Source organism: Streptomyces sp. NPDC058469 (genome assembly GCF_042721125.1).
GTDB lineage: Bacteria > Actinomycetota > Actinomycetes > Streptomycetales > Streptomycetaceae > Streptomyces.
Genome location: NZ_JBHXME010000057.1, coordinates 46,470 through 57,674 on the forward strand (window position 1 = coordinate 46,470; position 11,205 = coordinate 57,674).

12 protein-coding genes are annotated in these 11,205 nt (G+C 70.7%); 10 read left to right on the forward strand and 2 right to left on the reverse strand.

The window, feature by feature from the left end:
* The first annotated feature begins 63 nt into the window (after positions 1–63).
* Both ACFWP5_RS24165 and ACFWP5_RS24170 read left to right on the forward strand, forming a co-directional pair.
* Positions 64–621: a SigE family RNA polymerase sigma factor gene (locus ACFWP5_RS24165; protein ID WP_384160118.1), complete on the forward strand. Its 558-nt coding sequence runs from the start codon at positions 64–66 to the stop codon at positions 619–621.
* Complete coding sequence (locus ACFWP5_RS24170) at positions 618–1,829, forward strand: WD40 repeat domain-containing protein (RefSeq protein ID WP_384160122.1); 1,212 nt, start codon at positions 618–620, stop codon at positions 1,827–1,829. The genes ACFWP5_RS24165 and ACFWP5_RS24170 overlap by 4 nt, the downstream gene beginning before the upstream one ends.
* Positions 1,830–1,847: 18 nt before the next feature.
* Here ACFWP5_RS24170 and dapA read toward each other — a convergent pair whose 3' ends face one another.
* Positions 1,848–2,753, reverse strand: coding sequence for a 4-hydroxy-tetrahydrodipicolinate synthase (gene dapA, locus ACFWP5_RS24175; RefSeq protein WP_384160125.1), 906 nt, complete (start codon positions 2,751–2,753; stop codon positions 1,848–1,850).
* 118 nt (positions 2,754–2,871) lie between these two features.
* Between dapA and lipB the strand changes: the two genes are divergently transcribed.
* The 7 genes from lipB to ACFWP5_RS24210 all read left to right on the forward strand — a co-directional run bounded on the left by lipB (position 2,872) and on the right by ACFWP5_RS24210 (position 7,546).
* A complete protein-coding gene (lipB, locus tag ACFWP5_RS24180) occupies positions 2,872–3,507 on the forward strand; it encodes a lipoyl(octanoyl) transferase LipB (RefSeq protein ID WP_384160127.1) in 636 nt (211 codons plus the stop codon).
* A gap of 143 nt (positions 3,508–3,650) precedes the next feature.
* Complete coding sequence (locus ACFWP5_RS24185) at positions 3,651–4,265, forward strand: hypothetical protein (protein ID WP_384160130.1); 615 nt, start codon at positions 3,651–3,653, stop codon at positions 4,263–4,265.
* 102 nt (positions 4,266–4,367) lie between these two features.
* Positions 4,368–4,532, forward strand: coding sequence for a hypothetical protein (locus tag ACFWP5_RS24190; RefSeq protein WP_384160133.1), 165 nt, complete (start codon positions 4,368–4,370; stop codon positions 4,530–4,532).
* Positions 4,529–5,254 (forward strand): hypothetical protein, encoded by a 726-nt coding sequence (locus ACFWP5_RS24195; protein ID WP_384160136.1) that lies wholly within the window; start codon positions 4,529–4,531, stop codon positions 5,252–5,254. Before ACFWP5_RS24190 ends, ACFWP5_RS24195 begins: the two co-directional genes overlap by 4 nt.
* A gap of 78 nt (positions 5,255–5,332) precedes the next feature.
* Positions 5,333–6,067: an antibiotic biosynthesis monooxygenase gene (locus ACFWP5_RS24200; RefSeq protein ID WP_384160138.1), complete on the forward strand. Its 735-nt coding sequence runs from the start codon at positions 5,333–5,335 to the stop codon at positions 6,065–6,067.
* Between the two features lie 88 nt (positions 6,068–6,155).
* Positions 6,156–6,797 (forward strand): ArsR/SmtB family transcription factor, encoded by a 642-nt coding sequence (locus ACFWP5_RS24205; RefSeq protein ID WP_384160141.1) that lies wholly within the window; start codon positions 6,156–6,158, stop codon positions 6,795–6,797.
* 23 nt (positions 6,798–6,820) lie between these two features.
* Positions 6,821–7,546 carry an SRPBCC domain-containing protein gene (locus tag ACFWP5_RS24210; protein ID WP_384160144.1) on the forward strand — a complete coding sequence of 242 codons (726 nt, stop codon included), beginning with the start codon at positions 6,821–6,823 and terminating at the stop codon, positions 7,544–7,546.
* Positions 7,547–7,588: 42 nt separating this feature from the next.
* Here ACFWP5_RS24210 and ACFWP5_RS24215 read toward each other — a convergent pair whose 3' ends face one another.
* On the reverse strand, positions 7,589–9,412 hold the full coding sequence (locus ACFWP5_RS24215; RefSeq protein ID WP_384160147.1) for an endonuclease/exonuclease/phosphatase family protein: 1,824 nt from the start codon (positions 9,410–9,412) through the stop codon (positions 7,589–7,591).
* Between the two features lie 323 nt (positions 9,413–9,735).
* Between ACFWP5_RS24215 and ACFWP5_RS24220 the strand changes: the two genes are divergently transcribed.
* Entirely contained in the window at positions 9,736–11,172 is a 1,437-nt protein-coding gene (locus tag ACFWP5_RS24220) for a hypothetical protein (protein WP_384160150.1), read from the forward strand.
* Positions 11,173–11,205: the final 33 nt, after the last annotated feature.

The window sequence follows — 11,205 nt, forward strand, 5'->3', positions numbered from 1 at the left end:
GCGTCCCAAGGATCACAGGGGGCGGGGCATCGGGTGCCGTCGGGGAAGTGGGTGAAGGTGACGATGGATGCCGAAGGGCTGGAAGGTTTCCGGGACTTCGTGGACAACAGGTCGTCGGCGCTGCTGAGGACCGCCGTGCTGCTCAGCGGGGGCGACCGGTACGCCGGTGAGGATCTGCTGCAGAACGCCCTGGTCAAGGCGGCCGGACGGTGGCAGCGGATCGACGAACCCGAGGCGTACGTACGGCAGATCCTCTACCGGCAGCAGGTCAGCCGGTGGCGGCTGAAGTGGCGAAGGCGCGAACTGACCGTCGCCGAACCGCCGGAGACCCGCGCGGCCCCGGACGCCTCCTCCGCCGCCGAGTTGCGCGTCGTGATGCGCGAGGCACTGTCCCGGCTCACCGCCCGCCAGCGCACCGTGCTCGTGCTGCGCTACTTCGAGGACCTGCCCGAGGCCGACGTGGCCCGCGTCCTGGGCTGCTCCGTAGGCACCGTACGGTCCACCACCCACCGTTCCCTGGCCCGACTGCGCGTCCTCGCACCGGAGTTGGCCGCCGTCGGCCCGCACGGCGCCGACGACGTACCGTCCCGTGACTTCTCACCCGTGGAGGTGCGTCCGTGAACATCGAGGAACTGGTGCGTGACTCCCTGCGCGAGCAGGCCTCCCGACAGATGTCGTCGGCGCCCGGGTTCGCCGACCGGGTGCTGGCCGTGCGTCGCCGTCGTACGCGCAGGCTCGCGACCGTCGCCGCGGCCGCGGCCGCCGTGATCGCGGTCGCGGTGACCGTGCCGCTGCTGGACCCGGGCCGGACCGATGTACGCCCCGCCGAGGTGATCGACGGGGTCGTGACGCACCCGGACCAGTGGCCGCCGCGCGACATGGTCGCGGCCGGCCGGACGGCGCTCGCCGCGTACTACACGGCCGACACCGTGGCGCAGACGTCCGACCGGGGTGTCTTCACCCGCACCTACTGGCTGCTCGACCCACGCACGGAGAAGTACAAGAAGACCACCAAGTGGTCCTACGTCGCCGTCGCGCCCGGCATGCACACCGCTGCCGTGCTGGAGCAGCGCCTGCCCGCCCACCGGATCGGTCTCCTCGACCTCACGACGGGGAAGGTCGAGCGGTGGATCCCGGTCGAGCGTGGGGTCGGCGGCGTCGAGTTCTCGCACGACGGCAGCCGGCTCGTCGCGACGACGTACGACGAGAACCCCGATGTGCGCACGCGCTCGGCGGTCAACGCGGAGACCGGGGCGCTGGACTGGACGGCGCCGCACAACTCGACCCGCAGCGGCTTCTACGTCCTCGACATGGCCTCCGGCGCGGGCTCGTGGAGCGGCGTGTCATCGGGCCGCGAGATCAACAGCCGCCAGGACTTCGCCTTCAGCCGGACCGGCGAGCAGGTGTACTCGCAGATCATCGGGGGCCGGGACGGTCTCCAGCAGTTCTACGACCTCGACGGGAACGAGATCGCCGCGCCCGCGAACGAGCGGTACCTGCGGTCCGACGTAGACGCGCGGCTGTCCCCGGACGGCAGGCTCGCCGCGCTCGGCCTGACGAAGGAGGTCGGCGGATCCCCCGGGAAGTCGTACTCCTCGATCAGTGATCCCAGCACCGGCAAGGAGATCACCAGGGTCCGCGGCGGCACTCTGCTCGCCTGGGCCGACGACAAGCGGCTCATCGCCTGGGAGCGGACCACGAGTCTGGAGGAGACGTACCTGCCCCGGCTCGTGCTGGTCACGATCGGCAGCGACAAGGTCGTACCCCTCAGCGGCACGTACAAGGACATCTACAAGACGTACTGGGCACCCGTCTTCGCCGAGCGCTGACCAGCCACCGCGTGCCGGTCAGGCGGCCACGAACTCCTCGTACGCCGCCAGCAGTTCGTCGGTCGCCTCGCGGCCGGCGGACCGCAACGGTGAGCGGACCGGGCCCGCCGGCAGGCCGAGTCCGTTGAGGAGCGCCTTGGCGGTGACGGTGCCGGGCAGCCCCGCTGCCATCATCAACTCGATGAGCGGCGTGGCGCGTTGCTGGAGGCGGGCGGACACGGGGGTGTCGCCCGCCTCGAACGCGTCCAGGATCGCCCGGAGTTGGGCCGGGACCACGTTCGCGACCGTGCTCACGTACCCCGCCCCGCCCACCGCGTACAGCGCCAGAACGTGCTCGTCGCAACCCGCGTAGTACGCCAAGTCCGTGCGGTCCAGCACCTTTTGGATGCCGAGGAAGTCGTAGGAACAGTCCTTGACCGCCACGATCCTGGGGTGCTCGGCGAGCCGGATCATGGTCTCCGGTTCGATACGGGTGCCGGTGCGGCCCGGGATGTCGTAGAGCACGAGGGGCAGTCCCGAGGCATCGGCGACCTCGCGGAAGTGTGCCTCCAGGGCGTCCTGCGGGGGCCTGCTGTAGTACGGCGAGACCACCAACGCCCCGTCCGCGCCCACCTTTTCGGCCTGGAGGGCGAGTTCCACGGTGTGCCGGGTGTCGAAGGTGCCGACGCCCGAGACGAGGGGGACCCGGTCGCCGACGGCTTCGCGGACGGCTGTGATGAGCGCCGCCTTCTCCGCGTCCGTCGTGGTCGGCGACTCGCCGGTCGTCCCGGACAGCACGAGCCCGTCACACCCCTCCGACACCAGCCGCTCGGCGAGGAGTTGGGCACCGTCGAGGTCGAGTTCCCCGGCCTCGGTGAACGGTGTGATCATCGCGCACAGGGCGCGGCCGAAAGGCGGAGGGGCGGAGCGGGCTGAGGTCGTCATGGGAGTAGTCTCGGCAGAGTAATAGTGAAGCACTACTTAATTCTTCTACCGTATATTGATAAGTGATGCTACGGGATGACTGCGCGGCAGTGGCCGACGTGGGAATGGGGGTCGGGGCATGGGAGGCATCGAGCGGATCGACCTCGGTGAGGTGCCGTACGAGGAGGCCGTCGCGCGGATGACCGGCTGGGTCGGGCAGCGCCGCGCCGGCGAGATCCCCGACCGCCTCACCCTGCTCACCCACCCGCCCGTCATCACCTACGGCACCCGCACCCCGCCCGCCGAACTCCCCGCCGGCTCCCCGATCCCCCTGGTCCCGGTCGACCGCGGCGGCCAGGCCACGTACCACGGCCCCGGCCAGCTGATCGGTTACCTGGTCCTCAACCTCCGCGAGCGCGGCCCCGGCGACATCGTGCGCCAGGTCGAGAACGCCCTGATCGACGCCTGCGCCACCCTCGGTTTCGAGACGCTACGACGGGACACCCCGCCCGGCGCCCAGTCCTTGGTCGGCGTCTGGACACCGGACGGCACGAAGCTCGCCTCGATCGGCATGCGCATCCGGGGCGGCGTGACGAGCCACGGCTTCGCCCTCAACATCGCACCCGACCTTGAGGAGTTCACCAGATTCACGGCCTGCGGCCTGCCCGACGGGACCATGACCTCCCTCGCCGAACTGGCAGCACGGCAGGGCAGATCGGCGCCCTCGGAGGCAGAGGTCAGGGACGCGGTGGCGAAGGCGTTGGGGGCGGCGTGACAGGGAGCGGCGACACCAGGGACTCCGCGCGGCGGCGTGACGGGAAGGGGCGCGCCGGAGACTCCGTGCGCCCCAGCGACGGGGAAGGAGTCGCCCCAGCCCCCGTACCTCCCAGCGGCGAGGAAGGGGGCGCTGGGGACTCCGTGCGCCCCAGCGCCGGGAAAGGAGTCGCCGCAGCCCCCGTACGTCACCGCGACGACGGCGTCCCGCTGGCCCGTTTCACCGATCGCGTGCTGGTGGTCTGCCCCCGTTGCGGCGGCCGCGCGCCAGTGGTCCCGCGACCGGGTCTGCCCGAACCCAAGTACGCCATGGAACTGCTGTTCCAGCCGCGCCGGTTGGCGTGCGCCGGGTGCGGGGCCGTCGCCGAGTGGGAAGCCGACATGCGGGGCAACGGCCTGGTCGGTGCCGAACCGGGTGGCACCGAGGACCCCTTCTTCCGGCGCCCGCTCTGGCTCCAGACCCGTTGCGCCGGGCACATCCTGTGGGCCTACAACGAGGAGCACGTCGACGCCCTCGCGGCCTACGTGGGCGCGCGGTTGCGCGAGCGGGGCGGACTGTCGCCGACGCTGGCGATGTTCGCGCGGATGCCGGCGTGGATGAAGACCTCCGAGCACCGCGCCGAGATCCTTGCGGGCCTGAGGACGCTGAGAGACCTGGCTGAGCGCACGACCCCCGCCGACCGCTCCGCCGCCGCGCACCAACACGGCGACCGCCCTCGCCGTCAGGGCAGCCTGTATTTCCGGGGCGGCCCGTACTGACTGGCCCAAGGCCCTATGTCCAATTGGCCCCCTCATGGGTCACCATGGCCAGGAAGGTCACAGACGTGGGAAGTTGATCCACCCCTGGTCACGGGAGGCGTCATGAAGCTCGGCAAGGCACTGGCCACCGGAGTCGCCGAAGAGCGGCCGCAGACCCACGACGAAGAACTCGAACTCCCCAAGGAGATCAAGGAGATCAAGGAGTTCGCGTCGTCCGGGGAGAGCAAGGCGCTGAAGGCGCCCGAAGAGGTCCCGGCCGCCCGATGAGGCTGCGGCTCCCCGAGGAACGCCCGACGGAGCCGCCGACCGGATTCAAGATCGCCCACCCGGTGCTGTCCCAGGACGGCACCCGGGCCGGGTTCACCGGTGTGTCGCTGGGCGGCGCGCTGCCGTACGGAGTCGTGGCCGACGCGTCCTGCGTCTACGGCCGACGCCACCGTTCGCCCGCGCGACTCTGCGACTGCGGCTTCCACTGCGTGCACGAACGGGCAGCGGCCGAAGCCCTGTTGTGCACCGCCGAGCACCGCGCGGCGGTCCTCCTCGACATCACCGTGCTCGGTTCCTACATCCGCTTCGAACTCGGCTTCCGCTACGCCCGCCAACGCGTCCGCACCGCCACCGTCGGCCCCTGCGCCTGCGGCGCGCGAGCCGTCGCGCTCGCCGACGCCGGTTGGGGCAGGCCCGGTTGGCGGGCCCTGGCCGCCGCGTGCGCGGGCTGCGTCCGCAGTCGTACGTCCGTCTCGCTCGCGGAGTTCGCCCGGCTGGCCGGGGACGGGCTGCGGGTGGTGGCGGGGAGCGGCGACCCAGGCGACACGGCAGACACGGCAGACACGGCAGACACGGCAGACACGGCGGCGACCGTCGATCCCCGACTTCCCGAAGGGCTCGGTGTGCCCGAACTCGTCGCGGAGGCAGCCCTGTTGCAGGCTCGCCTCGACTGGTTCCAGAGCCGGTTGGCGCGTCTGGAAGGGGGAGAGACGCAGAAATAGGGCGGGCCTTGACCTCAACATTGGTCGAGGTTGAAGGCTGGTCGGTACACACACCCGTACCGATCAGTGGAGGCCCGCATGACCCGTCGTACCGACTCCCACCCCGACCTCGCCGACCCCCGCGTCGGCGCCCCCTTCTTCAGCACCTGGCGCGTAGGAACACCGCTGCGCCAACGGCGGTCCGTCGAGGCGATCGCAGGTGCCTGGGAACGCCGCCCCTGGCCCGCCGACGACCTCCTCGGCTACCACGTGTACGCCGGCCACGACGCCTCCACCCTGCTGCACTACTCACAGTGGACGAGCGAGCCGGCGTACGAGGCCTTCGCCAAGACCCGCCGCCAGGAACGCGTCGACGAGATCGACACCGCCGTACCGGGCATCGAGCGAATCGGCCTCGGCCGCTACCGCCACTACCGCAGCGGCGGCGGCAGCCCGGCGGACCGGGACGGACGTATCCCCGGACGCGACCCCAGGCGTATCCCCGGTTGCGTCGTGATCGTAGACGTCGAGTTCGAGGGCCCCGACCCCGACCGCCAGCGCGCCTGGGTGGACGCCGTGTTCGAGGCCCTGGAGAACGAACCCGCACCGCACCCCGGCGGCATCGCCGCCCACTTCCACCTCTCCACCGACGGCACCCGCGTCCTCAACTACGCCGAGTGGGACAGTGTCCAGTCCCACCTGGACGCCCTCGCGGCCCCCGGCGACGGCATCGGCTCCGCCACCGCACTCTGGGAACGCGTCCAGACCTGGCCGGGGCTGAAGAGCAGCACGGTCAGCCGTTACGACCACGCGCTCGGCCTCGTGCCCGACTGACCGGCGGAAGCTCCACCGGCCGGCAGAGGTCCTTACCGACAATCTCACCCGCCTGGACAAAAAAAGTGTTCGGTGAGACGGTGGACGCATGCTGGACGTCACCGTGATCGAGGACCCCGAGGCCGCAGCCGTCTCGCTGGACCCCATAAGGGCCCGGCTGCTCGCCGAGCTGGCAGCCGGGCCCGCGTCCGCCACCATGCTGGCCGGCAAGGTCGGACTGCCCCGGCAGAAGGTGAACTACCACCTCAAGGCGCTGGAGCGGCACGGCCTGGTCGAGCTGGCCGGTGAGCGGCGCAAGGGCAATGTCACCGAGCGGCTGATGCGGGCGACCGCCGCGTCGTACGTCATCTCGCCGCTCGCGCTCGCGGCCGTGCAGCCGGACCCGGACCGGTTCCGCGACCAGCTCTCCGCGCGCTGGCTGCTGGCGCTCGGCGCCCGGCTGGTGCGGGACGTCGGTTCGCTGATCACCGGCGCGACCAAGGCCCACAAGCGGCTGGCGACCTTCGCGCTGGACGGCGAGGTGCGCTTCGCGTCCGCCGCCGACCGGGCCGCGTTCATCCAGGAGCTGACCGCTGGGGTGAGCGCCCTCATCCGCAAGTACGACGCGGGTGACGCGGAGGAGGGACGCGACCACCGGATCATCGTGGCCGTCCACCCCACGGTGAAGGAACAGCCGCAGCCGCAGCCCGTCCCCGAACCGGACCGGCCCACCCCGGAATTGGACCAGTAGGACTCAGGAGCCAGGAGCCAGTCATGTCCAAGGAATTCGAGATCGTCTACGAGTTTGAGGTCGACGCCACGCCGGGGGAGGTGTGGGACGCCATCACGTCCGGTACGGGCGGGTGGCTGTGGCCGATGGAGTTCGACGGGGAGAAGCGTGTCGGGCCCTTCGGGTCCACGCTCACGAACTTCGACCCGCCGCACCGGCTCACCGCCCGCACCGAGGACGTCGGTTTCCCGATCCAGAGCCTCAACCAGATCGACGAGACCATCGAGCCCCGCGACGACGGCCGGCGGGCGTGGGTGCGGTACGTGCACAGCGGGATCTTCACCGATGACTGGGACAACCAGTACGACGGTGCGAGCAAGCACAACGCGTTCTATCTGCACACGCTGCGGGAGTACGTCACGCACTTCGCGGGCCGGCCCGTCGCCTTCGCCACCCTCGACGGCCCCGATGCCTCAACTGCCGCCGACGCCTTCGGAGTTGTCGGCCGGGCCCTCGGCCTCGCGGACGGCACCGCCGAGGGGGCACGGGTCCAGGCGCGCGGTCCCGAGGGTCAACTCCTGGACGCCGTAGTCGATTTCCGTGACCCGTACTTCATCGGGCTGCGTACCGACAGCGCACTGATCCGCTTCTTCGGGCGCAACCACTGGGGCGCCCCGGTCGGCATCAGCGTCCACGACTTCGCCCCGGACGCCGACGCCAAGGCGAACGAACTCGCCTGGCGGAACTGGCTGGACGGGGCCTTCGCCTGACCTGGTGCAAGTCGGCGGGACCCCGTCCATCCCTCGCAGGTGCTACGGCTGGAAGCGCAGCACCTGCGGGTCGTGGTCGCTGATCTGGTCGTTGAACTCCGAGTTGATGTGGACGCTGTCGTACTCGAAGCAGTCCTTGCGGATCGACGGGCTGATCAGGATCTGGTCCAGGACCTGCTCGTTGCCCTGGTAGTCGTACGTGTAACGCTCGTTCTTCGGCAGGGACTTGATCGCCGAGTACAGCTCGCCCCTGCCTTCGAGGATCTTCGCGGTGTCGGAGAACTCGAAGTCGTTCATGTCGCCGAGCGCTATGACGTTCGCGTCCTTCTGCGCGGCGAGGATCTCCTTGACGAAGGCGTTGACCGCCGTCGCCTGCGCGTGGCGCTGGGTCTCCGAGCTGCGGGTGACCGGCTGGTACTGCGCGGTCAGCGGCTGGTCGCCGCCCTTGGAGATCAGGTGGTTGGCGATCACGAAGACCGTCTTGCCCTTGAAGACGAACTCGCCCGCGAGCGGCTTGCGGCTCGCGCTCCAGGCCGCGTCGGCCGGGTCGATCCGGCCCGGGGAGGCGGTCAGTTGGGCCTTGCCGTGCACCTTGGTGACACCGACGGCGGTGGTGGAGTCGCCGCCCGCGCGGTCGGTGAAGGAGACCCGCTGCGGGTTGAACAGGAACACCTGGCGGATGTTGCCGCCGGGCTCGCCGCCGTCCTGGTCGTTGACCGGGTTGATCGAGCGCCAGTCGTACTTCGGGCCACCGGCCGCGACGATCGCGTCGATCAGCTTGTTCACCGTGACGCTCGCGTCGACCGTGCCGTCGTCCGTCGCACCGTTGTTGTCCTGGATCTCCTCCAGGGACACGATGTCGGGGGACTGCAGGTTGTTCACGATCGCGGCGGCATGCGCGTCGAACGTGGCGTCGGACGGGTCGAGGTTCTCGACGTTGTACGTCGCGACCGCCAGTTCGCCGCGCGACTGCTTCTGCGTGGTCTCGCGCTTCAGACCGGCACTCTTCACGGTGCCGATCTCGTTCGCGACGAGGGTGTAGCCGCCGTACGCGTTGAAGTCCAGCGGACCGGCCGTCGTGCCGGTGAGCTTGTCGCCGACGTTGACGACCGGGAAGTCCGCCGTCGCGCCGAGGGACTGGATCTGCAGGCGCCCGCCGTTCTGCGAGTCGTAGGAGCCGTAGATCGTGCCGCCGCTGCGGCTGGCGTTCTCGTGCGGCTTCACCGTGACCCACAGCTCCGCGTACGGGTCGGTCGCGGTGACCACGCGCGCGTCGGAGACCTGGACGTTCATGCCCTCAAGGGACTCGTAGTAGTCCAGGGCGTACTTCTTCGGCTGCAGGGTCAGCGCGTTGACCGAACCGCTCGCGGCGGTGTCGCCCGCCGGGGTGTACCGGCTCGGCACGGACCTGTCGCTGATCACCGTGGCGGCCGGTACGGCGTTGCCGCTGGAGACGACGGTGACCGTCGGCTTGGTGATCTCGGTGAGCGACTGGTTGCCCGTGGAGGCACCGCCCGGGACGTACTCGGAGACCGTGCCGGAGACGGTGACCGAGTCGCCGACGGCGACCTTCGGCGTGGAGCTGGTGAAGACGAAGACGCCCTCGCTGGTGGCCGGGTCGTCGTCCGGGGCCGCGTCCTGGAACCAGAACCCCTTGGACGAGCCGTAGGTGCGTACGCCCGTGACGATGCCCGGTACGTCCGCGACCTTCTGGCCGGCGTACGGGGACACCCGGGTCGTGCCCTGGATGTCATGGATGCGCACGCTGTCGGCGTGCGCGGGCGAGGTGAGAACGACCGTGGACGCCATGGAGCAGACGGCGGCGACGGTGAGCGCGGCGAGGCGCGCGGAGGACTTGCTCGGCAACGGGATCCCTCCGGGGACATGCATGAGTGCCGGGACGAGGGTGATGGAACAGGTAAGAACAGGTGATACGGCGGTGGGAGCCGCGAACCGGTGGGGCGGTGGCGACGCGCGTAGAACATACCCGGGACGGGTGTCCATGACATTTCTACGCGCGTCAATCTCATTGCCGGGCCGCCCAGTTGTCAAGGTTTCAGCCATGTACTCCTCGTGGCCGGAACGTGAACCGGGCGGCATGGGTCGAAATCCGTCTAGGCTGAGCGGCTGAGTCGTGTGTCGTGTACGGCCGTCGTACGGCCATCGAGGCGCCCTAGGAGAACCCACCGATGTCAGACAGCTCCCCCTTGCCGCCGGTGCGGCTGCACTCCGAAGCGGAGCTGGCGCGCGACGCGCTGTCCACACCCCTGCTCGCCCGCGCCGCACAGCTCGCCCGCTGGGCGGGACCCGACACCCGGATCGACGCCGGTGGCGGCCTCGTCGACGAGCAGCTGCCCGCCGCGGCCGAGGCCCTCGGGCTGACCGGCGACGACGCCGCTGCCGACGCGAGCGAGGCCTGGCGGGTCGCCGTCGACACCGGGCTCGTCGCGATCGTCGACGAGGAGGAGGGCACCGTGGCGGCCGGCGAGGAGCTGGCGCTGCTCACCTCCGGCTCGCCCAACGACGTGCTCGCGGTGTGGCTCGTCGCCCTCGACACCCTCCTCGCCGACGCGAGCGTGCCCGATCTGGACGGTCTTGTCGACGCCATGGACGAGGGCGGCGAGGTCGATTTCTCGTCACTCGACTGGGACCCCGACGCGGAGGCCGAGTTCCTCGACGGCGTCCTCGGCAACCTCTATCTGCTGACCGTCAACGAGGACGGCCCCGGCGACGGCCCCGTCCCGCTGCCCGCGCTGGCCGCGTCGATGATCGTGCCCAGCGACATGGGCGAGCCCACCAACGACGTACTGGAACAGGTCTCCGACGCGATGATGCGCCTCGACGACCAGTTCCGGCTCCTCGCACCGGTCGGGATCGTCGAGTACCAGCCCGTCGACGAGGCCCTGATGGCCGACCTCGACGAGCTGACGGACGGGCCCTCCGCGCCCGTCGACGAGACCGACGTCACCCGCTACGGCATGGTCCGCCTCACCCCGCTAGGCCTCTACGGCCTCCGGGCCCGCCTCCTTGAGGCCGGCTTCGCCGCCCCCGCCGTAGGAGATCTCGCGGACAAGGGCGCGGACGCGCTGCTCGACGGGACGTCGACGTTCCCGCAGGGGGCCGCGCAAGCCGAGACCGAGCAGTGGCTGGCCCGCCGCGAACCCCTCGCCGCGGCACGGGAGTTGCTCGCCGCGGCCCGCGGCGCCGACACCGGCGCCCCCCTGCGGCGGCTGCTCTGCCAGCAGGCGCTCTCCCTCGTCGGCGGCGAGGCCGAGCCCGCACTGCGCGAGGTGCTCGACGACCCCGAGCTGGGCGGCCTCGCCCGCGTCTGGCTGAGCGAACACGGCGCGAGCGACGTCCCCGCGCCCTCCGAGGAACTGGTCTTCTGGCTGACCGTCGACACAGTCGCCGCGCAACTCGCCGCCGAGGGCAACTCCGAGGAGCTGCAGGCCCTGGTGGAGGGCCTGGCCCAGCAGCACAACGGGTTCTTCGCGGCGGCCTGGCGGGTCGACCACCCGGCGACCGCGGACGTCCTGGAGGCGATGGGACGACTGCACCCGGACAAGCGGATCGCGAAGGAAGCGCGGAAGGCGGCCTTCAAGGCGCGGTCCCAGCAGGGGAGTTGACGCTGTGGCGGCGGGGAGGTCGCTGACCTCCCC

Coding starts and splice junctions, on each gene's coding strand:
- dapA (WP_384160125.1), bottom strand. CDS start 2,753: ATGACGACCTCAGCCCGCTCCGCCCCTCCGCCTTTCGGCCGCGCCCTG.
- ACFWP5_RS24205 (WP_384160141.1), top strand. CDS start 6,156: ATGCTGGACGTCACCGTGATCGAGGACCCCGAGGCCGCAGCCGTCTCG.
- ACFWP5_RS24200 (WP_384160138.1), top strand. CDS start 5,333: ATGACCCGTCGTACCGACTCCCACCCCGACCTCGCCGACCCCCGCGTC.
- ACFWP5_RS24210 (WP_384160144.1), top strand. CDS start 6,821: ATGTCCAAGGAATTCGAGATCGTCTACGAGTTTGAGGTCGACGCCACG.
- ACFWP5_RS24165 (WP_384160118.1), top strand. CDS start 64: ATGGATGCCGAAGGGCTGGAAGGTTTCCGGGACTTCGTGGACAACAGG.
- ACFWP5_RS24190 (WP_384160133.1), top strand. CDS start 4,368: ATGAAGCTCGGCAAGGCACTGGCCACCGGAGTCGCCGAAGAGCGGCCG.
- ACFWP5_RS24220 (WP_384160150.1), top strand. CDS start 9,736: ATGTCAGACAGCTCCCCCTTGCCGCCGGTGCGGCTGCACTCCGAAGCG.
- ACFWP5_RS24195 (WP_384160136.1), top strand. CDS start 4,529: ATGAGGCTGCGGCTCCCCGAGGAACGCCCGACGGAGCCGCCGACCGGA.
- lipB (WP_384160127.1), top strand. CDS start 2,872: ATGGGAGGCATCGAGCGGATCGACCTCGGTGAGGTGCCGTACGAGGAG.